Origin of the sequence: Massilia sp. METH4 (assembly GCF_037094685.1) — a bacterium.
Taxonomy (GTDB): domain Bacteria; phylum Pseudomonadota; class Gammaproteobacteria; order Burkholderiales; family Burkholderiaceae_D; genus Rugamonas.
The window spans coordinates 4,709,753-4,734,675 of the sequence record NZ_CP146614.1 but is presented as its reverse complement, the minus strand read 5'-3'; the positions used below and the strand labels follow the sequence as shown (position 1 = coordinate 4,734,675).

The 24,923-nt window shown below is 64.5% G+C and carries 23 protein-coding genes; 4 read left to right on the top strand and 19 right to left on the bottom strand.

Annotation, left to right across the window (positions count from 1 at the left end; genetic code table 11):
- Positions 1–8: 8 nt before the first annotated feature.
- The 9 genes from V6Z91_RS20850 to V6Z91_RS20810 all read right to left on the bottom strand — a co-directional run bounded on the left by V6Z91_RS20850 (position 9) and on the right by V6Z91_RS20810 (position 9,106).
- Complete coding sequence (locus V6Z91_RS20850; protein WP_338760606.1) at positions 9–479, bottom strand: hypothetical protein; 471 nt, start codon at positions 477–479, stop codon at positions 9–11.
- Between the two features lie 1,006 nt (positions 480–1,485).
- Positions 1,486–2,550: a tetratricopeptide repeat protein gene (locus V6Z91_RS20845; protein ID WP_338760603.1), complete on the bottom strand. Its 1,065-nt coding sequence runs from the start codon at positions 2,548–2,550 to the stop codon at positions 1,486–1,488.
- A complete protein-coding gene (locus V6Z91_RS20840) occupies positions 2,547–3,026 on the bottom strand; it encodes a hypothetical protein (RefSeq protein WP_338760600.1) in 480 nt (159 codons plus the stop codon). The genes V6Z91_RS20845 and V6Z91_RS20840 overlap by 4 nt, the downstream gene beginning before the upstream one ends.
- Complete coding sequence (locus V6Z91_RS20835) at positions 3,019–3,894, bottom strand: AAA family ATPase (protein WP_338771973.1); 876 nt, start codon at positions 3,892–3,894, stop codon at positions 3,019–3,021. Before V6Z91_RS20835 ends, V6Z91_RS20840 begins: the two co-directional genes overlap by 8 nt.
- Positions 3,894–4,214, bottom strand: coding sequence for a hypothetical protein (locus V6Z91_RS20830; protein ID WP_338760597.1), 321 nt, complete (start codon positions 4,212–4,214; stop codon positions 3,894–3,896). The genes V6Z91_RS20835 and V6Z91_RS20830 overlap by 1 nt, the downstream gene beginning before the upstream one ends.
- On the bottom strand, positions 4,211–5,038 hold the full coding sequence (locus V6Z91_RS20825) for a hypothetical protein (protein WP_338760594.1): 828 nt from the start codon (positions 5,036–5,038) through the stop codon (positions 4,211–4,213). Before V6Z91_RS20825 ends, V6Z91_RS20830 begins: the two co-directional genes overlap by 4 nt.
- Before the next feature lie 209 nt (positions 5,039–5,247).
- Entirely contained in the window at positions 5,248–6,825 is a 1,578-nt protein-coding gene (locus tag V6Z91_RS20820) for a hypothetical protein (protein WP_338760592.1), read from the bottom strand.
- A gap of 139 nt (positions 6,826–6,964) precedes the next feature.
- A complete protein-coding gene (locus V6Z91_RS20815; protein ID WP_338760590.1) occupies positions 6,965–8,527 on the bottom strand; it encodes a DUF4214 domain-containing protein in 1,563 nt (520 codons plus the stop codon).
- Between the two features lie 87 nt (positions 8,528–8,614).
- Positions 8,615–9,106, bottom strand: a complete 492-nt coding sequence (locus V6Z91_RS20810; RefSeq protein ID WP_338760587.1) for an Lrp/AsnC ligand binding domain-containing protein — start codon at positions 9,104–9,106, stop codon at positions 8,615–8,617.
- Between the two features lie 113 nt (positions 9,107–9,219).
- Between V6Z91_RS20810 and V6Z91_RS20805 the strand changes: the two genes are divergently transcribed.
- Positions 9,220–10,503 carry a D-amino acid dehydrogenase gene (locus V6Z91_RS20805; protein WP_338760584.1) on the top strand — a complete coding sequence of 428 codons (1,284 nt, stop codon included), beginning with the start codon at positions 9,220–9,222 and terminating at the stop codon, positions 10,501–10,503.
- A gap of 61 nt (positions 10,504–10,564) precedes the next feature.
- On the top strand, positions 10,565–11,398 hold the full coding sequence (locus V6Z91_RS20800; RefSeq protein WP_338760581.1) for an HDOD domain-containing protein: 834 nt from the start codon (positions 10,565–10,567) through the stop codon (positions 11,396–11,398).
- 15 nt (positions 11,399–11,413) lie between these two features.
- Here V6Z91_RS20800 and hmpA read toward each other — a convergent pair whose 3' ends face one another.
- The 5 genes from hmpA to V6Z91_RS20775 all read right to left on the bottom strand — a co-directional run bounded on the left by hmpA (position 11,414) and on the right by V6Z91_RS20775 (position 17,035).
- Positions 11,414–12,601: an NO-inducible flavohemoprotein gene (hmpA, locus tag V6Z91_RS20795; RefSeq protein ID WP_338760578.1), complete on the bottom strand. Its 1,188-nt coding sequence runs from the start codon at positions 12,599–12,601 to the stop codon at positions 11,414–11,416.
- 157 nt (positions 12,602–12,758) lie between these two features.
- Positions 12,759–13,217, bottom strand: a complete 459-nt coding sequence (locus V6Z91_RS20790; RefSeq protein ID WP_338760576.1) for an Rrf2 family transcriptional regulator — start codon at positions 13,215–13,217, stop codon at positions 12,759–12,761.
- Positions 13,218–13,278: 61 nt separating this feature from the next.
- Complete coding sequence (locus tag V6Z91_RS20785) at positions 13,279–13,503, bottom strand: hypothetical protein (RefSeq protein WP_338760573.1); 225 nt, start codon at positions 13,501–13,503, stop codon at positions 13,279–13,281.
- A gap of 110 nt (positions 13,504–13,613) precedes the next feature.
- On the bottom strand, positions 13,614–15,833 hold the full coding sequence (locus tag V6Z91_RS20780; RefSeq protein ID WP_338760571.1) for an ATP-binding protein: 2,220 nt from the start codon (positions 15,831–15,833) through the stop codon (positions 13,614–13,616).
- Positions 15,834–15,844: 11 nt separating this feature from the next.
- Positions 15,845–17,035, bottom strand: coding sequence for an aminotransferase class I/II-fold pyridoxal phosphate-dependent enzyme (locus V6Z91_RS20775; protein WP_338760569.1), 1,191 nt, complete (start codon positions 17,033–17,035; stop codon positions 15,845–15,847).
- Positions 17,036–17,247: 212 nt separating this feature from the next.
- Here V6Z91_RS20775 and V6Z91_RS20770 point away from each other — a divergent pair, with 212 nt between their 5' ends.
- The gene (locus tag V6Z91_RS20770) at positions 17,248–17,727 is read left to right on the top strand and encodes a hypothetical protein (RefSeq protein ID WP_338760567.1); all 480 of its coding nucleotides are present in this window, start codon (positions 17,248–17,250) and stop codon (positions 17,725–17,727) included.
- A gap of 19 nt (positions 17,728–17,746) precedes the next feature.
- Here the strand turns inward: V6Z91_RS20770 and V6Z91_RS20765 are convergent, their stop codons facing one another.
- From V6Z91_RS20765 to V6Z91_RS20755, 3 genes are read right to left on the bottom strand one after another with little or no spacing between them, the layout of a single operon-like run.
- Positions 17,747–20,413, bottom strand: coding sequence for an EAL domain-containing protein (locus tag V6Z91_RS20765; protein WP_338760565.1), 2,667 nt, complete (start codon positions 20,411–20,413; stop codon positions 17,747–17,749).
- Positions 20,410–20,850 (bottom strand): phosphate ABC transporter substrate-binding protein, encoded by a 441-nt coding sequence (locus V6Z91_RS20760; RefSeq protein WP_338760563.1) that lies wholly within the window; start codon positions 20,848–20,850, stop codon positions 20,410–20,412. The genes V6Z91_RS20765 and V6Z91_RS20760 overlap by 4 nt, the downstream gene beginning before the upstream one ends.
- A 10-nt stretch (positions 20,851–20,860) precedes the next feature.
- Complete coding sequence (locus tag V6Z91_RS20755) at positions 20,861–22,090, bottom strand: hypothetical protein (RefSeq protein ID WP_338760560.1); 1,230 nt, start codon at positions 22,088–22,090, stop codon at positions 20,861–20,863.
- 294 nt (positions 22,091–22,384) lie between these two features.
- On the opposite strand from V6Z91_RS20755, the gene V6Z91_RS20750 reads away from it, so the two are divergent.
- Positions 22,385–22,801: an NUDIX hydrolase gene (locus V6Z91_RS20750; protein ID WP_338760557.1), complete on the top strand. Its 417-nt coding sequence runs from the start codon at positions 22,385–22,387 to the stop codon at positions 22,799–22,801.
- Positions 22,802–22,841: 40 nt separating this feature from the next.
- Here V6Z91_RS20750 and V6Z91_RS20745 read toward each other — a convergent pair whose 3' ends face one another.
- Together V6Z91_RS20745 and V6Z91_RS20740 are read right to left on the bottom strand one after the other, a co-directional pair.
- Positions 22,842–24,362 carry an FAD-dependent oxidoreductase gene (locus V6Z91_RS20745; protein WP_338760554.1) on the bottom strand — a complete coding sequence of 507 codons (1,521 nt, stop codon included), beginning with the start codon at positions 24,360–24,362 and terminating at the stop codon, positions 22,842–22,844.
- A 10-nt stretch (positions 24,363–24,372) separates the two neighbouring features.
- Positions 24,373–24,915, bottom strand: a complete 543-nt coding sequence (locus V6Z91_RS20740) for a hypothetical protein (protein ID WP_338760551.1) — start codon at positions 24,913–24,915, stop codon at positions 24,373–24,375.
- Between the last annotated feature and the right edge of the window lie 8 nt (positions 24,916–24,923).

The following is a 24,923-nucleotide window of genomic DNA, read 5'->3' as shown; positions in this document are numbered from 1 at the left end:
GATGTGGATCAGTCGCGGCCGTGCCCCTTGCCGTGGCCGTTGCCATGGCCGTGTCCGTTACCGTGGCCCTTGCCATGACCGCGGTCGTCGCGGCCGTCGCGATGGTCGCGGTCGTCGCGACGCTCATGGTAATCGTTGCGGTCGCGGTGTTCGGTGCGGTAGCGCGGCGCGTAATCGTTCAGGTACCAGTCGTCGCGCACGAACAGCACGCGGCGGCCGCAGGCGCGGTACTTGGCGCAGTGCTTGCGCCAGTTCTTCGCATGGCCGGGCGGCACGCGCAGGTACAGCGGCTCGCTGATCACGCGGGCGGGCCGCTCGACGATGATGGGTTCCCGGTAGATCACCGGCGGCGCCATGTCGCCGATGTCGAGCCGGCCGTAGAAGCCGGGTTGCCCGACGGTGATGGACACCTGGGCGGAAGCGGAACAGCACAGGGCCAGCAGGCTGGCAGCGAACAGCAGGGTTTTCTTGGTAGTCATCGGGTGCTTCAACAGAATGTTACGCGCCGCACGAGAGACCCCAACAGGGCCGCGGCCGTTCCATTTTACCGGGCGCGGAGACGCCCGGCATGTTCGCCAGCGAACGGAACTGGAGCTAGCCCGTGCTGGCCCCCTCTGCGTATGCGTTAGGCCATACTCTTGCAAGTGCACTGCTGTGAATTTTGGTGGAGCAAGGCGATGCTCGATCTCCATGCCAGCTGAGACGTTGTCGGAGGCTAGCTTGCAGCTCGGCTTCTTGTCTGTCGCGAAGAAGCGGGCAGAAAATAGCTAGCTGCTGTCGGTCAATATTTTGAAGATCTTGATCAGCGACGCGACCTTGAGACGGCGCAGGAAACCAACGCTGCTGCGTTCAGCCATTTAAATATAGTTGTGCACGAAGGCCCAGAGTCTAGCACGGCCAATGGGACAGAAAGGTAGCGGCGTGACATGTCGTGAGGCAGATACTGATATCGACATAAGGAAACCTGCCTCGTAGTTGTTGAAGGTCTTCTTGGGCTTGATCGTTCGTCTTCAGCTTGAGGGATAACGCCGCCAGTTGTGCCATGGCTTCGCGTTGAGTAGTCGCTCGATGTCCAACTATGACATGAGAATTGATGTATTGCCGGGTGGTCTATAGCACATCATCAAGCGAGGCGGCCTCGCGAGCGGAAAGGCCGGAATCCTTGATCTCCCGAAGGATTTTTGGCCTGGCGCAGCCTTACGACTAAACACGCGAACTCGTGCTCAACCTTGTGACGCGCTATCAAAGGCTGACGAGCGCGCTGCTACGATGAACATCATTGTACGAAACTAACACTTACCTCCACCTCTTGCCGAAAGCAGAACTAGAGCGCTTAGCCAATGGAAGAGGGCAGAAACGACGATTAAGTTCAGCGCTACATATCAACTGTTTCTTCCCGGCTTAGATGGAGGCTCATCAATTGTTAAAGACTGAAAAGGCACCGACCAGCCTTTTAGCAGGATCGGAGCTATGCCACCGACGCGCCTACTGACTAAGATATGAAACCGCTGCATAGACTAACAGCAGAAGTCCGAAGAAACAAACAAAAACAAAAAAGATAGGAAGCCACACCCATAGAGGCGTTCTAATAGTTATGGAAGTGTGCTCGGCTCGTACGTTATCGGCCATCTCTTTGCAATCACATCGATTTCGAAAAAGGTCTTCAGCCTCCAAGAACACTTTACTTGCTTCTTTCTCTTGCCCCATCCGCCGGAGCTGCCTTGCTAAAGTGCGCTTCGCCATTGCGGAATTGTAATAATCACGTAACTCTTGGAATAGTTCCGATGCCTGACGAGCAAAGTCAACCGCTTCGGTGCGACGTCCTAATTCCTCCAAAAGCGCGACCATATTGGTCATGGTCATGGCTTTCCCACACGTATCATTTGCCGCAATCTTGAGCTCTAGACTCTTAGAGAAATATGCTAAGCTTCCCTCTAAGTCACGCGACCTCTGCGCGGCCAAGCCTAGATTATTATAAATAGGAGCTAACGCAAAATTTTTACTATCTTCCCCTAATGAGTCGATTGCCGTCTCAAAAGCTCTTATCGCCGCGTCGAAATCGCCCCTTTTCATACATGTGGTACCCAGCCCATTGTAGCTCATAGCGATCCCTCTTCGCCAAGCTATCTGCCCTGCATATGATATTCCTTTATCAAATTGCTGCTCTGCCTCTTCCAAACAGCCGGCCTCACGATACGCTACCGCTAGCATATGCCCTAGAAGAAAAAGCTCTTTGTGCCTAGACGGGTCGCCACTCAAAAGAGCAGATTTGAGATAGTGTATTTCAGCTTGCCAATTCCCACGCTTCGATTCTATACGTGCTCTGCACTTGAATGCCTCGACGACCAATGCGCGCTCACCTGTTTTTTGGCATTCTTCAATTAATCCTTTACTGAGCGCATCCGCTAGATCAAGGTTATTCTCATCAATTTGATTTGATGCCTCAAAAGCGCGGATCCAGAGCTTGTGCTGTACGCACAAGATCGAATCATACTCGTGAATCAGATTAACCAATGCTGCGCATATATTCTTTCTTCCTTGCGAACTCACCTCATACCAGAGCTCTTTCCATTTTCGAAACCAGTGTCAAGATTTTCGCCCAGCAGATGAAAAACATAATCCAACTCCCAAATATGTTTTAGACTTCCCTTTTCCTCATCCATGCGAGCTTTGAAGTATTGAGCGAGTCTGCAACTTGCTGAAGAGAATTCATCCAACTCAGGACCGGCTAGCCATTGCTTAAAGAGATATGATCGTGCATCGTCTCGAACAGCATACTCACCATCGGCTATGACGATAATCGGGAGTAGCGAGAGCTCTTCAAGAAGGAACGATGCTACGTCCCCGTTCAATCCAGGCTCTAAGACGCGTAAAATAAAGATGTCAAACTGATGAGGAATCGCCACTAAGCGAAGCGATTTGACGCTTGAGGGAGACATGCCAGCCAACAGGCTCTCGACACCGCCGCTCGGTGCACTCTGCCCGAGACCCACCAGATCACTGATCTCAGCAATTAGGTTATTCATTTGGCGGCATTAAACTGCCTAATCGAGCCATCACCGCCTCAACAAGGTTGGCCATTTCGCACGGATTACCGTGACTTGCCACAAGGATAATTCCAGCAGCAACGCCTCGAACCTCCTCGGGAACTCCACGCTTCGCCATGTACTCAACAATATGCTGTTCGCTTATCGGTTGTAGCTGAGCCTCTTCAATAAATTGCCTCGAGGAGGGGAGCTTCGGCTTGCGTTGACCAAAGGCCAACAATTTGACGTTATTCAGTTCGCCCTCGTGGATTCGTCGAACAAATTCATCGCAGATCCATCGCTCGGTATCGGCCGTCATCTTTTCAACGGCATCTAAGAACACTACAACTTGGTTATTTCTACTCAAAGCCTCTAACTCATCGAAAAACCGGTCGGTTAACCGGATCATTCGCTCGTTCTCAGGGACTGCCATATCGTCCCTGGGTATATTAAGCATACAGTCTTTTATCAAAATACCGGCAACTTCGCCAATATGGCCGCGGTTCACGAGACTATCGCCTACTCTTATTGATGAGTCGACCGTTAAGTGATAATGAGGAACCGTAAAAAAATTCACGAGATCAGTGAATTTGTGAAAATGCTCGACTCCGAGATCGTCTCGAACCTTACGCATAAGAGCGAGATAGTCGTGATTGCGCGTATCCGTCCATAGGACCTCGGCCTTATAAATTTTACTCGATGCGCACTCATGCACCATTCTGGCGAGCAGTGATGACTTTCCCAGTCCGCTATCGCCAGAAACTATCATGATAGGTTTACCGTTCGGCTTGAGCAAGTCTCGAAACCGCTGCATTTCTGAATCTCTGTCCACAAACAACGCTAGGCGGCGCTCTAGAACTGAACGCATCACGTTGGTTTCCTACCAATATCTACACCGGTTATATTTGCAACTTTCCCTTCGATTACCGTGCCATTTCCCACTTCGACACTGCCATTTGCTAAATCGGTGGCGTTTTTGACTCCACTGATATCCGCCACTTCGGCCCCAGAGGAAACCTTGCTATCATTAAATATCCTAATTTTTTTGTGCTTCCCATCTTTACCCTCAACATTTACCTCCACATCCCCATAGGTGATACCGAACTTCCCGCCTCTCCACAACGCATATACCGCAACCAATGAGACAAATACAATAATCAACACCCATAACATTCCGTTCTCGCTCATAATGTCACCTCATATCGTTTAACCTCTTCAACAAGTGCACTTGCGTCATACGCTTCCTTCCGCCCTCTAAAGTCATAATACAACAGCACCACCGAGACGTACACTAATGGCGAAACGATCGACGCGAGCACGATTGCGACGAACTCAGCGGCGATCGTTGCCAGATGCCCCTCGCCCACTCCCATTAAGAGCAAACCGGAGACTGCGCCGACAATCGTCATCAGCCCCAGGTAACTTGTGACCACAAATAGGACGATGCGAAAAGCGCGCCAATTCCCGCCCTTTCCGAGACGCCAACTGCGTAAAATTGCAGCAACCCCGGACTTATTCTCCAAGATCACAATGATTGGACTATAAATAGTCCAGAGCGCAACCAAGACAATCGCGACAATGCTCAATGCGCCCGCCAGCATTTCAGTTATTACTAGAGGCGCACCCAAAAAGCCCAACAAAAAATACACCGGGAAGAATATGCATACCCCTGAAGCTCCGATTAAAAGCGTCTGCAAAAGCCCGACAGATACCAATTTCGCTGACTTCCTCAAGCAATTTTTATATGATCGTTTGAAACTTGGACGATTCCCAATGCATATATCAGAGATAGTAACAACGTTTGCACCGTATATGAACAGATTAACGGTCATCGCTATTACGAATGAAAGTAGCAACATGTCCTGCTTTCCGCCGATAGCTGATTGCAGGTATAGAATAGGAATTGTCGGAAGGGCAAACGATATGAACAACACGCCGAAGCCATTGCGATAGATCGAGAACGTACATCTGACCAGACTTCCGAATGAATGCTCTCTGATGTAGTTTGGCATGTTAGTCCCTCCTAACAAGCGAGCGTATTGCAAATACTATAGACCTCTTTAAGTTTGGGGGAGCAAGCCGATGAAAAAAAATTGGGATCTGTTGTTGACACGCGAAGGGGCGATTCGATCCACTGCAGGGCGAGACATGGTGAACCAGCCAACATTCGGAGCGAGCGTTTCCCTGCGGAAGCAGGACCTACAAGGAGGCTAAGGACTTATCACGCGGCCGTTAACGCGTTCTGCAGCTGGGCGATCGCCCCCTGGGCCTGCGCGATCACCTTGTCGGCGATGCGCTTGCGCACGGCCTGGATGCGGCCGGCCGCCTCGGCTTCCAGCATCAGCGGCGTCAGGAGCGCACTGGCCGAGTCGTAGAAGGCGCTGCCGATACGGTCGAGCTGCACCACGAAGCCCGCCTCGGCCTCCTTCAGGCGGCGGCGCAACTCGTCTTCGAACACGCGGCGCTTGTCGCGGATTTCCTCGCGCTTTCTCTTGTTGGTATCGGTGGCCCACTTGAAGGCCGAGGCCAGCAGCACGGCGCCGCCCACGAACGGCACCACTGGTGCCACCACCGGCACCACCACGGCCACGCCGAACAGGTAAGCGGCGGTACTGGTCCCCGCGGCGGCAACCGCGCTGCCCATCAGCGTCAGGTTGGCGGCCGTGTCGACGCTGTTGACGAGCCGCGTGCCGATGCGCAGCCGCGGCATCAGCCGCGCCAGCGCCGCGTGGTGCTGGCGCTTGAACGCATCGCCCTGCGTGATCCGCATGTCGGACTGGAACAGCTTCAGGTCGTTGTGCAGCAGGTCCAGCGCCTCCTGCTTGCGGCGCGCCACGCGGTCGAGCCGGCGCTCCATCTCGCGGGCGAACTGGTCGCGGGCGATGCCGGACCAGACCTGCTCGTCCTTCCACTGTTCGCTGTCGAGCCGTTCGGCGATCGCCACCTCGACCGCGTTGCCGGCATCGTGCACGGCATCGTCGATGTCCTGCCACAGCACGCGCCGCTCGTAGGCGATGCGCGCATCGATGAGCGCGAGCCGTTGCAGCACCTGCTGGCGCAATTGCTCGGCGGTGGCCGACAGGCCGGCGCCTTCCGCCTCCGCCGGCAGCGGGGCCGCGGCGTTCTCCTGGTAGGTGGCGATGCCCTGCGCGATCGTGTCGACCGACTGCTGCACGGCGTCGCGCAGCTGCTCTTGCGTCATCATGCCGCCGTTGAAGCCGCGCGCGTGGTCGAGCAGCTCGACCTGGCCCGTGCTGCGGCCGAAATCGGCCACCGCGTCGACCAGTCCCCTGCCCTTGACCAGCTTGCGCGCCTGCGTACCCAGGTTGTTCAGCAGCCGGCGCTCTTCCTCGGGCGGCAAGCCATAGTAGTGGTCCGGCGTGAGGCGGATGCCCAGCGCGCGCGCGGTGCGCACGGCCAGCGGGCGGGCGCGCCGCCCCTGCAGCGCCAGCAGCGGTTTCATCATGGCGAATGCCGCCTCGCGGGCCGAAGGCTCGGCCGAGCCGCTGCTGCGCGACAGGGAGTTCAAGGCCCAGTCCACGGTCACGCCGGATTCGATTGCATTGAGCACCAGGGCCGTGAACACGGCCGACGCCTTGCCGTCGCCGGAAAGGTCGGTGACGGCGGCGAATTGCGCCAGCGTCATCGAGCCATCCTCGTTCACGGCCAGCGCGCCGAGCAGCCGCGCCAGCGCGGAGGCAAAGCTCTGGTCGCTGCACAGGTGCTCGTCGAGTGTGCGCAATTTCAGCGTGTGCTCCGGCGCGGCGGGCGTGACTTGCGGTTCGGCGGCTTGGTTCACGGCGGTCCCCTGGATCGTTAAAGATGCCTTGACGGCATTTTAACGGAAAGCACGGGGCTGCCGGCGCCGTTCCCGGCAGTCGTGCAGGGAGCGGCGCAACAGAAGGATGCATCGGCCGCGGCAGGCAGATGGCGGTGGGTCAGACCAGCGTGATCGTGCTGTCGATGACGCCCACGAGCTGCACGGCGTCGTGCGACTCGGAAATCTGCAGCAGGATCTGGCCGCGGTCGAGGCCACCTTCGAACAGCGACATCAGGTACGATTTTTCCGTGGTCGTCGGATCGCGATGCAGGCCGGCGTCGTAGATCCGGTCGATGAACGCGCTGTCGCTCAGGTTGCCCGCTTCGGTTGCGTGGGCAAAGCTGTCGGCGATGCTGCGCATCGACGCGCCGTTGGCGCGCTGTTCGAGCCAGAAGTTCAGCCCTGCCTCGTCCGGCGCGCGGTTCATCATCGTATAGTAGAGGCGGAGCAGCATGCCCACGTCGCTGCTGCCCAGGTCCACCTCGACCGCTTGCCCGAGGTATTCGGCCGAGTTGACGAACTGCAGGGCCAGGTCGGCACGGTCGAGTCCCTGGCCGATCCCGCCCACCCAGTACTCCACCTCGCTGGCCGCCGGCGTGCGGCCCAGCACGCTTTCATACAGCCCCGTGACGAAACCGGCCGAACCGCTCGTGCGGAACAGGTCCGCCGCCTCCGCCGAGTTGACGAACGAGGTGGCCACGTCCTTCGCGGAATACCCGGACTGGAGCACGCCTGCCCAGTAGTCGAGCTCGAAACCGTTGCCCTCGCGGCCCAGAATACCCTTGTACAGGCGGGCGGCGACTTCGGTGGGCGAGCTGCCCTGGCCGCCGGCGTAGCTCAGCGTCTCGATGTCGCTCATCGCATAGCTGTCGGCGCCGCCAGACAGCACGAGGTTGCCGTTCACCACTTGCATCTTGTAGGCGGACGCCTTGCCGCTCAATTGCACGGTATCATGTCCGGCGCCGCCGACGATCGTGTCATGGCCGAGGCCGGGGATGAAGAGGTCGTCGCCGCCGCCGCCCACCAGTGGGTCGTTGCCCGACGAACCCAGCAACATTTCGCCGACATTCGTGTCGCCCTCCGCCGCGCCGGTCGGTGGCGGCGGTGCCGTCTCCGCGGGCGGCACCTGCGGTTGCGGTTCCGTACCGGTCGACTCGTCCGGCAGCGGCGTGACAGGCACGGGGGGCGCGGCGTCGGAGAATGAAACGACGGCCGAGCCGGTCAACCCGGCATCGCGGCCGCCCAGCACGAGCACGTACTTCACGCCGGCGTGCAGCGAGACGCCACCGAGCTTCGATAGCAGGTTGCCGAACAGGCCCTCATCGGTATAGGTATCGATATCCTCGTTGGCGGCGACCAGGTTGACCAGGGGGTGGGTCGGGTCGAACGATCCCTCGTACAGCCAGAGCTGCGTATCGGCATCGCCGGGATTGCCGGTGTAACTGAATCCGGTCGCGCTCTGGACCGTGAAGTCGTAGTCGCCGTCGGCCGGCGGGGTGATGGTCACGGTCGAGTAGAAGTACGCGCCGGCGTAGCCGCCGTAAGCGTTCGCCTCGGCCACTTCAGCGCCCGACCAGGTTGCAATATAAGCATCTTCCGTGAACAACATGTCCGACGGCAGCAGCGGCCGCTCGAAGACGTAATTACCGTTCACAACCAGCGTATAGTTTTCCGTGATCATCGCGAATTTCTCCAAGGCAATGCAAAGGATTCTAACAGAGGAGTTTCCTTGCACCGTTGCGCAAATGCCTCACGGCAACATTTTTTTCTACGCCGATTCCGTGGCCAGCGCCAGCGTCTCCTTGATCTCCTCCATGACGACATAGCTTTTCGACTGGGCCGCTCCTGGCAGGTTCAGCAACATATCCCCCAGCAGCTTGCGGTACTCGGCCATTTCGTGGATGCGTGCCTTGATCAGGTAGTCGAAATCCCCCGATACGAGGTGGCATTCCTGCACCTCGGGAATGCGCAGCACTTCCCGCCTGAACTGGTCGAAATGGCTGGCCGATTTCTGGTTCAGCGTGATTTCCACGAAAACGAGGAGCGTGGCGCCCACCGCAGCCGGATTGAGTCGCGCGTGGTAGCCGGTGATGACGCCGTCGCGCTCCATGCGCTTGACTCTTTCGATCGCGGGGGTGACGGACAAGCCCACCTGCTCGGCCAGGTCTTTCATGGAGATGCGCCCGTCGCCCTGCAGAATGCGCAGGATCTTGCGATCCAGCTTGTCCAGCGCGCGCACGGACTCCTTTTGTGTTCGCATGATTTTTTCCTGTTTTTTCGCTCATATATAGTAACAACCACTACGCGACTAAACTTACCATAGGCGAATTACCCAGGCAATTCTCCATAACCATACTTATACAAGAGGCAACCATGCGCGTAGTCATCCTCGGCAGCGGCGTCATCGGCGTCACCACGGCGTATTACCTGGCCCGGGCCGGCCACGAGGTGACGGTGCTGGACCGCCAGGGCGGGCCCGCGCTGGAAACGAGTTTCGCCAATGCCGGCCAGATCTCGCCCGGCTATGCCTCGCCGTGGGCCGCGCCCGGCATTCCGCTGAAAGCCATGAAGTGGATGGTGCAGCGCCACGCGCCCCTGTCGATCCGTCCGGACGGCACCCTGTTCCAGCTGCAGTGGATGTGGCAGATGCTGAAGAACTGCAATGCCGACAGCTATGCGGTGAACAAGGAGCGCATGGTGCGCCTGGCCGAATACAGCCGCGACTGCTTCAAGACCCTGCGCGCCGCCACCGGCATCGCCTACGAAGGCCGCCAGCAAGGCACCACGCAGCTGTTCCGCACGCAGCAGCAGATGGATGACGCGGCCAAGGATATCGCCGTGCTGGAGGAAACCGGCGTGCCGTACGAACTACTCGACGCGCGCGGCCTGCTGTCGGCCGAGCCCGGCATCGCCAGCGAGCGCCTCGTGGGCGGCCTGCGCCTGCCGAACGATGAAACCGGCGACTGCCAGCTGTTTACCACGCGCCTGTCGGCACTGGCGGCCGAACTGGGCGTGCGGTTCCGCTACAACGTCGACATCGAAGGGCTGGACGTAGCAGGCGGCAAGATCCAGGGCGTGCGCTGCGGCGGCGAAGTGGTGACGGCGGACTCCTATGTGGTAGCCCTGGGCGCGTACTCGACGCCGCTGCTGCGCGGCATCCTCGACATTCCCGTCTATCCCCTGAAGGGTTACTCGATCACGGTGCCGATCGTGAACGCCGACCGCGCGCCCGCCTCCACGATCCTCGACGAGACCTACAAGATCGCCGTTACCCGTTTCGACGACCGCATCCGCGTGGGCGGCATGGCCGAGATCGCGGGCTACGACAAGCGCCTGAATCCGCGCCGCCGCGCCACGCTGGAAATGGTGGTGAACGACCTGTTCCCCGGCGCCGGCGACACGGCGCAGGCCGCGTTCTGGACCGGCTTGCGGCCGATGACGCCGGACGGCACGCCGGTCGTGGGCCGCACCCCGCTGGCCAACCTGTTCGTCAACACGGGCCACGGCACGCTGGGCTGGACGATGTCCTGCGGGTCGGCGCAGCTGCTGGCCGACATCATGTCGGCTCGCCGCCCCGCCATTTATGCGGACGACCTGTCGGTGGAACGCTACGGCCGCCACGCGGGTGCGCGCCAGCCCCAGCTCGCGGGCGCCTGAACCGGGCGCGGCGCACCCGGGCTCAATTGTGCGGCCAGTGGCGGGTGCGTATAATCCCGCCATGAACAAACTGGAAGCATTCGGCCACATTGCCGCACTGGCGATCCGGGGCGACCTGGTGTTCCCCACCAGCGTCAATGCCGCGTTGCGCGTACAGCTCGCGCTCGAGAACCCCGACACCCCCCTCGAGGAAGCGATCCGCCTCGTGCTGGCCGAGCCGCAGCTGGCGGCGCGCACCGTGGCGCTCGCCAATTCGGCGATGTTCAACCGCGGCGCCAACAGCGTCACCAACGTGCGCGCGGCGATCCAGCGCGTGGGTTACCACAACCTGTATGCGCTGGCTGCCGCGATGGTGGTGCGCCAGTTCGGCAGCAAGATCGCCGACCCCAACGTGCGCGCCATGGCCGAACAGCTGTGGCAGCACACCGTGTACGTGGCGTGCCTGGCCCGCATCATTGCCCGCGAGGTAACCGAGATAAACGGCGATACCGCCCTGTTCGCCGGCATCGTGCACGAGGTGGGCGGCTTCTACCTGCTGTCGCGCGCCGACGAATTCCCGGGCCTGCTCGACCCCGATCCCGACAACTGGCAGCCGGCCAGCGAGGAAATCATCACGCGCGAAGTGATGAAGAAGCTGGCCATCCCCGAAGAGGTGTCCACCGCCATCGAGGGCCTGCGCGACGGCTTCCTGGGCGTGCCGCCCGAAAGCCTGCTCGACACGCTGCTGCTGGCGAATCATTTCGCCCCGGTCGACTCGCCGCTGGCGCAGCCCCGCGAAGAGCTGCCGCAATCCGAATCCGTGGTCGACCTGTTCGTCGACGAGGAAATGGCCGCGCGCCTGCTGGACGAGGCGGAACGCGATGCCACCTCGATGAACACGGCCCTCCTCGTCTGACCATTTCCCCGCGGGTCACTCCAGCGCGGCGGCCGGTCCGAAGAACTCGTAGCGGGTCTGGCTTTCCGGCACGCCCAGCTCGCGCAGCGAACGCTTCACCACCTTCATGAACGGCTGCGGGCCAAGGAAGTACGCATCGACGTCGCGCGATGCCGGCAGCAGTGCCGCCAGCCGGGCGCTGTCCAGCAGGCCCACCGCGTCGGGCGCCGGGTGGCCGGCGCCACGGTCTTCCGCGTACACATAGTGGCGGCGCAGCTGCGGATGGCGGCTGGCCAGTTCGTCGACATGGGTGCGGAAGGCGTGCACGCCGCCGTGGCGCGCCGCATGGATGAAGTGCACGTCGCGCCCGCTGGCCAGCGCGCCCGGCAGCATCGCCAGCGTGGGCGTGATGCCGACGCCACCGGTAATGAAGACGATCGGCCGGCCCGCATGCGGCGCCAGCGTGAACACGCCGGAAGGCGGCAGCAGCTCGACCACATCGCCCTCGCCCACCGAATCGTGCAGGTGATTCGACATTGCCCCGCCCGGCTCGCGCTTGACGCTGATCTGGTACGTTTCGCCGTTGGGCGCCGCCGACAGCGAATAGTTGCGGCGCTGGTCCACGCCGTCGATGACGGCGCGGATGCCGATGTACTGGCCCGGCGCGAAATCGATGACGGCGCCGCCGTCCTCGGGGCGGAACACGAAGCTCGTGATCTCCTCGCTCTCGCGCCGCTTCGCGGCCACCACGAAGCGGCGCAGGCCGTTCCAGCCGCCCGGCGCGGCCGCCTGCGCGTCATACGCCTGGCCTTCCGCGCCGATCAGGATCTGGGCCAGCTGGCCATAGGCCGCGCCCCACGCCTCGATCACGGCATCGGTGGCCACTTCCTCGCCCAGCACCTCGCGGATCGCCTTCAGCAGGCTGGCGCCCACCATCGGGTAATGCTCGGGCCGGATATCGAGGGCCACGTGCTTGGCCACGATCTGGCCCACCAGCGGGCCCAGGGCCTGGAGCCGGTCGATGTTCTTCGCGTACATCAGCACCGCGTGCGCCAGGGCGCGCGGCTGGGCGCCGTCGGCCTGGTGAGTCTGGTTGAAATAGGGCTTCACCTGCGGATAGTCGCGGAACAGGATCGGGTAAAAGTGGCGGGTCAGCGCCTCGCCGCCCGTTTCCAGGATGGGGACGGTGGCGGCAACGATGGCGCGGTGTTCGGCGGACAGCATGGTGTTCTCCCTTGGCTTACTGTGCTCGTTAAAGATGCATTTAGTTTGCATCTTTAATCCGGGGGGAGGAATTGGACAAAATGTCCCAGCAGTTCGCCGTGGAGGATGGTTACGTCGGTTGGGGTGGAAGCATGCGCGGCGGAGCGCCGGCCGGGGATCAGGACCCCGGCCGGCGCTCCGGCATGTGCAGCAGGATCGCGTGCTCCTGGCGCCGCGCGCCGGGCAGCAGGTCGGCCAGGGTCACGCCATCGAGCACGGCGAGGAAGGCTTCGGTGGCTTCGCGCAGCTTGCCCTGCAGGGCGCAGGCACCGGCGAAGGCGCAGCCGGCGCTGTCGGGGTCGAAGCACTCGGCCATGTGGAAATCGGATTCGCTGGCGCGCACGACCGCGCCGATATTGATGTCGGCCGGGTCGCGTGCCAGGCGCAGGCCGCCGTGGCGCCCCCGCACGGTCTCGACCATGCCCGAGATGCCCAGCTGGTGGATCACCTTGGTGAGATGGTTCTTCGAGATGCCGTGCAGGTCCGCGATATCCTGGATCGTGGCGAGGCGGTCGCGGTGCATGCCCAGGTACATCAGGGAGCGCAGCGTGTAATCGGTGAAAGTGGTGAGTCTCATGGTCGGCAGGCAGGCGGCAGCGCCATTATAGCGGCGCGGCGCCGGCGCCGCCGGCGGCCGGCTAGTGCTTGCGTTCGTAGTCGTCGCGCACGTAGCGCGAGATGAACGTCGACAACCCCCTGCCCGCCTCGGCCAGCGCCTTCATCGTTTCCACGCGCGCCCGGCCGGTGCTGCGGTACGTGTAGTCGTACACGTCCCCGCCGGAGAACTTGACGGCGATCGCTTCGGGCAGGATGTCGTAGGCGACGACGCCGGAGTGGCCTTCGAGGTTGCGATAGCGTTTCATGGCTGACAGTCTAGCGCCGCGGCCCGCACCGGCGCGCACCGGTGCACACGACTCGCGGCGGCTTGCCAGGCCGCTTATTGGATCGCTTATTGCGTCGCTTATTGCATCGCTTATTGCATCGTCTCCGGCTTCATCGCGGCCAGCAGCTGCACCAGCTTGGCCGTGTCCATCGGCTTCACGAAGTATTGATCGAAGCCGGCGGCGATCGATTTTTCCTGGTCTTCCTTGCGGCCGTAGCCGGTCACGGCGACCAGCTGGGCGCCGGCCGTCTGCGGCAGGCGCCGCAGCTCCCGCGCCAGCTCGTTGCCGTCGATGTCGGGCAGGCCGATATCGAGGAAGCACAGCTGCGGCGCATGCGCGCGCGCCAGTTCCAGCGCCTCGGCGGCCCGGTGCGCCACGTGGACTTCGTGACCGGCCGCCTCGAGGAACAGGGCCAGCGTCTGCGCCGCGTCGACGTTGTCGTCCACCACCAGGCAGCGCAGCCGGGCGGACCGGTCCGCCCGGCTGCCATGGCCCGCATGGCCGTCCAGCCCTTCCTGCGCCGGCAGTTCGACATACGGCAGCTCCACGGTGAACGCGCTGCCCTGATCCAGGCCGGGGCTCTCCGCCCTCACCGTGCCGCCGTGCAGCGAGACCAGCGTGCGCGCCAGCGCCAGGCCCAGCCCCAGGCCGCCCTGCGAGCGGTCCGAGGTGCGCTCGGCCTGCGTGAACAGCTCGAAGACGCGGGCGACCAGCTCGGGCGTCATGCCGATGCCGTCGTCGGCCACCACCAGCCGGACCACGCCGGCCTCGCGCTCCAGCGTGACGCGGATGCGGCCATATTCGGGCGTGTACTTGGCTGCATTGTTGAGCAGGTTCGCCACGACCTGCACCATGCGCTTGTGGTCGGCGTTGATGCCCATCGGCACGTGCGGGATGTCGAGCGCCAGCTGCTGGCGCTTCGACTTGAACAGCGGGTACGCCTGTTCCACCGCGTCCTCGACCACGGTGCGCAGGTCGAGCGGCTGGCGGTTCAGCTTGACCAGCCCGCGCGTGACGCGCGAGACGTCGAGCAGGTCGTCGATCAGCCGCGTCATGTGCTCGACCTGGCGCGCGATGATTTCCGCCGTGCGCGCCACGGCCGGATTGTCCGCGTGCGCCATCTTCAGCACCTGGGCTCCCGAGCTGATCGGCGCCAGCGGGTTGCGCAGCTCGTGGGCCAGCATCGCCAGGAACTCATCCTTGCGGCGGTCCGCCGCCTGCAGCGAGGCGGCCGCCGCGTCGCGCTCCAGTTCCTTCTTGTGCAGCGCCTGGGCCATCTCGTCCAGCGAGCGGGCCAGTCGGCCGATCTCCTCGTCCTCGTAGGCGAGGCCGGTGCGCGAATCGAGCGAGCCGCCGGCGATGCGGTTCGCCGTGCGCGCCAGCGTCTGCACGCGCCGCACGATCAGGATGTCGCCGCCGAACCAGGCCGCCAGCAGGGCCAGCGTGATCGTCGCCGCCAGGCCGACGATCGCGATCAGCTGGTCGCGTGTGGCGGCGCCCACGATCTCGTCGTAAGGCACGCCGATGATCACGGTGTATTCGGAAATATCCTGCTTGCCCACGGGAGCGAACACGTACAGCCGCTGCACGCCGTCGTCGTCGGTCAGCAGCAGCGGCGTGCGCGGCCGCGTTGCCAGCGCCTGGCGCAGGTGCGGCGCGATCGGCTTGCCGAACCACTCCGCGGGGTCGGGCCGGCGCGAGATGATCGTGCCCCGGCCGTCGACCGTCCACAGCACCGAACCGGGCGACAGGTGCACGTCGAGCACGAACTTGTCCAGCTCGGCCAGGTCCATCGCCGCGAACAGCACGGCCTTCACCTCGCCGCCCTTGATGACGGGGAACGTCAGGTTGATCGTGTGCTTGCCGATCACGCGGCCGAACACGTAGTTGCCGGCGATGAAGCGGCGCTCGGCGATCGCGCGCCGGAAGTGCGGCCGGTCGGCCAGGTTGACGAGGCCGACCGAAGCGACGGCGCTGCATGTGACGTCGCCGTTCAACTGGATCAGGCCGAAGTTCACGTAGTTGGTGTTCTTGGCCAGGATATCCGACAGCAGCACGCTGCAATCGTCCTGGTCGTCCAGCAGGTCGGGAATGCTCGACAGGTCGCGCAGGATCTGGCGGGCGCCCTCGATGGACTGCGCTTCGTTTGCCGCCGCCAGGTTGGCCACCCGCTGCAGGTTTTCGCGGGCCACGTCGATTGCGTGCTCGCGCTCGCGCACGCCGGTGAGCACCGTCATCGCCGCCATCGGCGTGATGGCAAGCGCGACGAGCAGTATCAAACGGGCGCGCAGGCTGTTAAGGCGCGGCACGTAGCGGCTCCTCAGCGGGAGGGGCCACCGGCCGCCAGTCGGTCGCCGAGGGCGATGATGGCCGCCACGCCGCGCCGCAGCGTGGCTTCGTCATCGGCGATGTAGCCGATGCGGATGAAGCCGGGGCAGCCCAGCGCCTCGCCGGGCATGATCGCCACGCCGTATTCCTCGATCAGGGTCTCGGCGAATGCCACCGTGTCGAGCGTGAGCGCCGTCACGTCGCCCCACAGGTAGGGGCCGGAAGCGGGCGCCGGCAGCGCGATCCACGGCACCGGGGCGAACAGGTCGACCACCAGGTCGCGCCGGGCGCGATAGTCCGCCAGCAGCTCGGGCACGGCGCCGATGGCGAACGCCGCGTCGGCCGCGACCTGCGTCAGCGCCGGCACCGCCGCCGTGATCGGCCCCTGCAGTGCTTCCATCGCCTTGACCCACCGGGCCGGCGCGCAGGCGAAGCCGGCGCGCCAGCCCATCATCGCATAGCTCTGCGACGCGGAATAGATGGTAGCGATGCCCACCTCTTCCCAGTCCGGGCATGCGGCCAGGCTGTGGTGCGCTCCCTCGAAGATCAGCTTTTCATAGCTTTCGTCGACGATGCAGGCCGTGCTCCGCGCGCGCAGCCAGGCGCGGATGCACTCGAGTTCGGCCGCGGTGTACACCTTGCCGGTCGGGTTGTGCGGATTGTTCACGATCAGGACGGCCGCCTGCGGCAATGCGTGGAGGAAGGCGGCGTCGAGCACGTCCGGCTGGTCCACCAGCACGGTGTGCAAGCCCAGCAACTGCGCCGTGGCCACATAGGCGGGCCAGTGGGGGCGCATGACGATGACGGTGTCGCCGGGATCGGTCATCACGTACAGCGCCTGGTACAGCGCCTGCTTCGCGCCATTGGTGGCGATCACGTGCCGCGCTTCGGCGGCGATGCCGTTCTCGGCGCGCAGCTTGGCGGCCAGGCGCGAGCGCAGCCCCGGCGCCCCGCCGACCGCCGTGTAGGGGAGCAGCGGCTCGTCGAGCGCGGCGCGTACCGCCTCGCGCACCACGGCCGGTGCGGGGAAATGCGAGATCGCGATCGAAAAGTCGATCACGGATTCGCCCCGCGACTTCAGGAGGTCCACACGCTCGTGCATGGCGGTGGTGGCCAGCGGCCGGGCGGCCGCGATGCGCCGCGACACAGCGCGCGCCCGCGCACTCTGCGATTCAGGTTTCATGTCTCGCCATCTTTCTTATAGTTGCAATCGTTGCACGATCACTTGAACGAATAGACATTTTACCAAGATGCAATATTTAGAGTATCACCCTTTCGTATTGTGCGCGATTCCCGTGCTGCACGGCACGCCATACCAGGGGTCGCGCCTGACCGGGCAAGCGGCGGGCGGTCCGCTACAATGGCGCCCATGAGGACACCCGAAGGACAGGAAGCATGAACCGCTCAGCCAGACCGTGGCTCCTGGGCAGCGCCGCCGCGGCCGCCGTCGTGATCGCGGCACTGGCCGGCTGGGCGCTGTTCGGTCCCAAGGCCCCGCCGGCCGTGCCGGACGCCCAGGCATCGCCGACGGCCGGGCGCATCGCGCAGCACGCGCGCGCGGTGGCCGGGCATGGTGCCGGCATCCGCTATGTCGGGATGGCGCCGTCGCTGCCGCAGCCGCGCGAGGGCTACCAGGTCACATTCGTTACCGAAGACCCCGCTCTGGCCAGGGCGCGGGACGATGCCGCCAACGCGGCACGCCAGGCGGCCTGGCAGCAGCGCTTCTGCACCGGGCAATTGCAGCAGGAGATGGCCGCGCGCCAGGTGAACGTGGTATCCGGCCGGCTCGTCGACGGCAGCGGGCGCACGCAGCACGTAGCCGATTGCCGCGGCGATGGGCAGGTGCAGACGGGACCCGGCGGCCCGCTGCTGTAGGCGGGCGCCCGGCCCGCCGTCAGGCGGCGGCCTCCCCCTCCGCCAGCATGGCGCCGATGTCGGCCGGCGGCACCGGCCTGCTGAAGAGATAGCCCTGCATTTCGTCGCAGCCGTATTGCGTGAGGAAGGCGCGCTGCTGCTCGGTTTCCACCCCCTCCGCGATCACGCGCATCTGCAACTGGTGCGACAGCGAGATGATAGCGCGGGCGATGGCCTGGTCGTCGGCACTGTGCGCCAGGTCGCGCACGAAGGACTTGTCGATCTTCAGGCGCGAGATCGGGAAGGACTTCAATGCCGCCAGGCTCGAGTAGCCGGTGCCGAAATCGTCGATCGACAGGGCGATGCCCATCGCCTCCAGCTCGCGCATCTTGTCCACCGCCCCCTGCACGTCGCGCATGATCAGGCTTTCCGTCACTTCCAGCTCCAGCCAGCACGGGTCGAGGCCGGCCTCGGCCAACGCTGCCGCCACGCGCGCCACCAGCCGGCGGTCGTCGAACTGCCGCGGCGACACGTTGACCGACATGCTGATCGGCCCCAGGCCGGCGTCCTGCCAGCGGCGCGCCTGGCGGCACGCCTCGCGCAGCACCCATTCGCCGATCGCCACGATCATGCCGCTCTCCTCGGCCAGCGGAATGAACAGGTCCGGCCGCACCATGCCCCGCTCCGGGTGCTGCCAGCGCACCAGCGCTTCCACGCCGAACACGCGGCCGCTCGCCAGGTCCACCTTCGGCTGGTACAGCAGGCGCAGCTGGTTGTCGTCGACGGCGCGGCGCAAGCCTTCCATCAGCGCCAGCTTTTCCTCCAGCGAGGCATTCATCTCGTGCGCATAGAACTGGCAATTGTTCTTGCCCATTTCCTTGGCACGGTACATGGCCGCGTCGGCGTTCATCATCAGCGTGTCGCGGCTGCCGCCGTCGCGGGGGTAGACCGCCGCGCCGATCGAGCAGCTGACCTGCACTTCCTGGCCGTCCAGCATCACGGGGCGCACCACGGCGGCGAGGATCTTTTCCAGCAGTCCCGCGCGGTCGGTCTCGCCCCCATCGGCCTGCGGCAGCACCAGCACGAATTCGTCGCCGCCGAAGCGGCCCACGGTATCGGTCTTGCGCACGCACTCGACCATGCGGCTGGCCACGGTCTTGAGCAATTCGTCGCCGGCCGTGTGGCCCAGCGTGTCGTTGACGAGCTTGAAGCTGTCCAGGTCCACGAAGGCCACCATCACCTCGTGCCCCTCGCGCTGGGCCAGCAGGATCGCCTGCTCCAGCCGGTCGCCGATCAGGCTGCGGTTCGGCAAACCCGTGAGCGCGTCGTGGTGCGCCATGTGGAAGATGCGTGCGGCGTCGCGCTTGCTCTCGGTGATGTCGCGCAGGATCGCCACCACGCCGCCCTCCACGCCCACGACCTGCCAGTGCATCCACTCGGCCTTGAACTCGGGCATGTCGTTGCGCCACTCTTCCTGGTACACGCCCCCCTCGGTGGTGATGCGGCAGAGCCGGTCGAACATGCCGCTCGCGCGCGCCCTGGGCAGCCATTGCAGCAGGGTGTTGTTGCGCATCTCATCCTTGCTGTGGCCCGTGATCTGCTCGGCGCGCGAGTTGGCCGAGACGATGCGGAAGTCGCTGATGCGCCGGTCCTTGCCCTTGCCGTCGGTCCAGACCGCGCGCAGCACGAAGAAGGCGTCCAGGTTCGCCTCGGACGCGGCGGCATAGGTTTCCTGGGCCATGCGGATGTGGCGCCGCGCCTTGGCGCCCTGCCACGACCAGGCCCACACGAGCGCGATGACGAGGAACAGCACGGCCGACGCCACCGACGCCTCCCACAGATGCGTGCGGCGCTGCTGTTCGAACGGCGCCATCTGCTCCGCCTCGGCCAGGCCGACCACGGCCACCAGGCCATAGGCGCGCATGGCGCGCGCGGCGGTATAGCGCGGCACCCCGTCGAGCGACGAAATCCACGGCTCGCTGCGCGCCCGTTCCCAGGCCGCGGTGTCGACCTGCTGGCCCCAGGACGTCTGGTCGCCGATGCGCACCGTGCGCATCACGCCGTCGCCGCCGGCAATCGCCAGCAGGCCCAGGTCGCCCTGGCGTGAGCGCTCGTAGCCGATGGTGAAATACGAGGGATCCACTTCCAGGACCACGGCGCCCGCGAAGGAGCCGTCCGGCGCGTTCAGGCGGCGCGAGAAGTGGATGTGCCAGTCGGCCCGCGCACTGTCGCGCGCCACCCGCGCCACGAAAGGCTGGTTGGTGTCGCGCAGCCTGTGCACGTCGAAATAGCCCTCGCCGGCCACCAGCTGGTCGACGGCCTGCGGGCTGCTCGAGACGATGCGGCCCGTCGCATCGGCGATGCTGACGGCGAACACCACGCCGGGCGGCAGCAGCCCTTCCTGGGCCAGTTCCGGCAGCGCTGCGTCGAGCCCCTTGCGCTCGGCGGCATACTTGATCAGCTTGAGCGTCTGGTCGATGCCGTTCAGGTTGCGCGCCACCTGCGCCTCGTAGGTTTCGAGGAGTTCGGCCACCGAGCTGCGCGCGGCTTCCTGCGCCGCCACCCTTTCGTTGCCGATGAAGTGCAGCGTGGCGGCCCAGATCACGCCGAGCAGCACCAGCGTGAACAGCGGCAGCGAAACATAGGTTTCGAGGCCGAGCCGCAACCAGCGGTTGCCCTGCGATTCGATGCGGAGCGCGGCCATCATCGCACCACCAGGACCGGGCGCACGCTCGGATCGAGCGCCGAGCGCTCGATGTAGCCGATCATGCCAGGGTTGTCGGCCACCAGCTTGCGCACGGCGGCGTTGCCGCCCGCCTCGCGCGGCGGCTGGCCGCGGCCGGTGAAGATCATCTTGGTCCAGTAAGCCTTCATCAGGGCCGGCGAGCGGTGTGCGATCCTTTCGTAGAACTCGTCGCGCACGGGCGTGCCGATGCTCTGGTCGACCGCGATCGCCTCGCTGCCGTCGGGGAATCGGTTGGCTTCGGACAGGAAGATGTCGGCCACCTGGTCGGTGCGCAGGGCCATCACCGGCGCGCGTGCCGACACGATGACGACCAGGTCGGCCGCCTGCGCGCTGCCAAGCGTCAGACAGAGCGCCAGGAGCCATCGCAGCTTCTTTGATCGGAGGTTCTTTCGTGGCATATCGGCTCCGTCAAAACACGAAATCCACGCCGACGCTGATGACGCCGAACGCGCGGCCGGACTGGAAGCCCGGCTGCACATTGTTCAGCGTGCCCTCGGAGCCGCGCTGCGGCTTCACGCGGTCCAGCTGCACCTTGAGCGCATAGTTCGGCGCGAAGTCCCAGCGCGCGCCGATACTGGCGGTATTCTGGCTGGCGACGCGGCGCAGGCGGTAGTTCAGTTCCTCGTTCAGCACCGTCGCGAGTGCCGCCGCGGGCGGCGGGAGGCCCGCCACCGGCAGGCCGGCCTCCCGCCGTGCCATGTTCGAGCGCACGAAGGCGTACGTGAAGTATGGCGCCACGGTACCGAAACGGTACCCACCCGACAGATAGGAAGCGGTCTGGTCGCCCAGCAGCGAGCGCGTGTTCACCCGGCCCAGCTCGCCCATCAGGAACCAGTCGCCCGGATCATAGTTGAATCCCACGCTCGCCACGCGCACGTCGCGGCTGGCGATGTCGTAGCGGTCCGCCAGCGCCTGGCCGGGCGGACCGAAGCTGCGGAAGGCATCGAAGTATGGCTCGGCCCCGGTCACCTTGAATCCCGCATGCGCCAGCGTCGCGCGCAAGGTCAGCGCGCCGGACGTGGCATTGTGCGTGAGGCCGACGACAGTGTTCGACTCCCCCTTAACGCCGCGGGCCAGGCGCACCGTCGCGTGCCCCACCGACAGCTGGGTCTCGTGCTTGAAACCGGCCGCGCTCCAGCGGTAGCTGGCATCGATGCCGTCGCTGTTCGTGATCGGCATGAGGCTGTACAGCTCGACGGGCGGGCGCAGCCACGGCAGCGCGTAGGTGGCCTTGCGGTAGTCGGCCGCCAGGAACAGCGGCAAGGCGATGCGGCCGGCGCGCAGCGACAGTTCCGGCGTGACCTGGAACTTCACATTCGCCCACTCGAGCCGAGGCTCATACCCGTCGCTGATGGTCTGCTCCTGCACGACCTGCACGACGGCCGACCAGCGCCGGTCGAATTGCACGCCGAGCTGGGCGCCGACGCGGCTGTCCACGTCGAAGGCCACGTCCTTGCTGTAGCCGGCCTTGCCCGGCGAGAGGGGACTGGCCATGTAATCGGCCTGATGCTCGCTCGAATGCACGGCAGCCAGCGTGCCGAAGCCGCCGAATGTCCATTTCGCCTGTGCCTGGGCGCCCGTCTGGGCGAACGCCAGCACGATTGCCAGCGCGGCAGCGCGGCGCGGGACGTGCAGCATCGGTATGATGTTTTCTCGGACCATGAGCGTTACGCGCCTCTCGAGCGCCATGTTTGAGAGTCAACGTTAAATGGGTCTTCGCCGATGAACGGGCGGGACGGCTTGCGCCCCCGCGGCCGATGGCCGTTGGCGCCTGGTCGAATGGCGGTACGGGACAGGGGACCGCGCGACCGTCACACTGTAGTGCAGCAACTAGTGCCTGTCGATAAGTTTCCTCAAGGAACTACGCCTGGGCGGCGATGCAATCTTGAAATACAACAGTAAAATAAACGTTTCGATAAGGAGTTCGCGCAATTGGACACGTCATGCGGCACCTTGATCGTCGATGCGGCCGGGCGGCTGCTGTTGTGCCACGTGACCGGCACGAAACACTGGGACATTCCGAAAGGCTTGCGCGATGCCGGCGAGACGGCGCTGCAGGCGGCGCGGCGCGAACTGTTCGAGGAAGCGGGGCTGGACATTCCCGCCGACCGCTTTACCGAGCTGGGGGAATTCGACTATCGCCGCGACAAGCGGCTGCACCTGTTCCGCGTGGACGCCGGAGAGGACCTGTGCACGCTCGACCACCTGGCTTGCACGAGCTTCTTCCCGCATCATGTAACGGGCGTGGCGACGCCGGAAGTCGATGGCTTTCGCTGGGCCACGCGGGATGAGGTGCGCACGCTGTGCTGGCCGAGGATGGCGCAGCGCCTGCTGGCGCTGGAGTGGTGATCGCGCGCGGACCGACGCATCCGCGCGCAGCCGCGCCGCGTTATTCCCGTTTCGGCCCCGCCGGCCCCAGCGGCGCGTTCGACGGTCCGTGCAGCACGTTGCCGGCAACGTCGAATCGCGAGCCGTGGCACGGGCAATCCCACGATTTCTCGGCCGTGTTCCAGTGCACGGCGCAACCCATGTGCGGGCAGGCGGCGGACAGGAACGTGAGCTTGCCATCCTCGGCCCGGTGCACGGCCACCAGCTTCAGGCCTTCGCGGATCAGGGCGCCCTCGCCGGGCGGGATGCGGTCCGGCGACGTCACCTCGCCGCCCTGCAGCCAGTCCGTGTACTGCGCCGCCACGTTGGCCTGCTCCTTGGCGAACTCGCCCAGCCCGCGCAGCGGCGTGCGGCCCGGATCGTAGAGCGACACCCAGGGATTTGCGCGCCCCACGATCAGGTCGGTGACCAGCATGGCGCCGGCCGTGCAATGCGTCATGCCGGTGCCCGAATCGCCGGTGATGACGAATACATTGCCGCGGTCGGCCGGATTGCGGCCCATGTAGGCCACGCCGTCGGCCGGTTCCATCACCTCGCCGGACCAGCGGTACATCACTTCCTCGGCCTGCGGGAAGCGCGCGCGCGTCCACGCCTCGATCTCGTCCCAGCGGTGCTGCGGGGTGCTTTCCTGGCCCGTCTTGTGGTCTTGCCCGCCGACCACGAGGATGTCGAACGGCCGCGGCGCGCGCTGGTTGTCCAGGCGCACGTAGTAGTAGGGGTCGCCCGTGTCCCACAGCAGGAACGGTTCGAGCGCCCCGCGCGGCACCTTCAGGCCCACCACGTAGCTGTGGTAGGGAGCCACCTTCGTGTGCAGCACGAAGCGGTTGTTGAACGGCGTATTGGTCGCCACCACCACGGCCGAGGCGGACACCCGTCCCTTCTCGGTGATGACATCCGCCCCTTCCACGTCGCGCGCCCGCGTGTCGCCGTAGATCCGGCCGCCCAGGCGTCCGATCGCCCGCACCAGGCCGGCGAGGTATTTCACCGGATGGAACTGGGCCTGGTTGTGGAAGCACAGCGCGGGCCCGGTGTCCCAGTCCAGGCCCGGCACGCGCAGCAGGCGCGTGACGGCGGCGCCCAGGCGCTGCGTGCAGGCGTGCTCGCGGTCGATGATTTCGCTGTCGCCCGGGGCCGCGGGCACCAGGTAACCGTCGAGCCGGCTGAAATCGCACTCGATCCGCTCGGTTTCCACGATCGACTCGACGAGCGCCGTGGCGCGTTCGAAGCTGTCGCGCATCTGCGCCGCGCCGGCGTCCCCGAAGCGTTTGGCAACCTCGAAATAGCGTTCATCCGGCGGCATGAAGTGGGCGGTGGTGCGCCCGGTTTCGCCGGCGCCCGGCTGCAGCGCCTCGACGAGCACCACCGACTTGCCTTCCTTGAGCAGCAGGTAGGCCGACGTCAGCCCGGCGATGCCGCCGCCGACCACGCAGACATCGGCCGACGTGTCGCCGTCGAGCGGCGGGAAGGACGGCACCTGCGCGGTATCCGTCCACAGTGAAACGGTAGCGGCGTTGCTCAGCATGGATCCCTCCTCAATAACGGTCTTTGCGTCGTTGATACAGGTAATAGGCGATGCCGGCGACGGCGGCGCCGATCGCCACCTTTTGCGCCAGGCCCTGCTTGTTGTGCTGCCACTCGGCCTTGATGCCCATCTCGCCCAGGATATTGGGCACGTGGCCGCGTGCCAGGTCCTCGACCAGGCCCTCGACGACGTCGATGCGGTCGGCCAGCATCAGCATCAGCCAGTGGCGGATGTCGTTCTCGGTTTCCTTGAAGGCGGCGCGGCGCACCATGCCGGACACGCCGCGCGGCGGGTTCGGGCTGCCGAACAGCGGCGTCATGTGCGGCCGCTCGGGCGAGAGCAGCACTTCCACGTGTTCCGGCTGCTGCTCGGGTTGGGTCAGCGGCGCGTCGATGCGCGGCGGGGTGCGCTCCATCGGCACGCCGGGGCGGTTCTTGCGGTCCAGGTCGGCGCCCCAGCCCTGGATCGCCGAGCGGTCCACCGGGGGGCGGCCGTGCTGGAACACGGCGAGGTCGCCGCTGTGATCGTGTTCATGCTTGTGTTCGTGGGCCATGGCTCGCT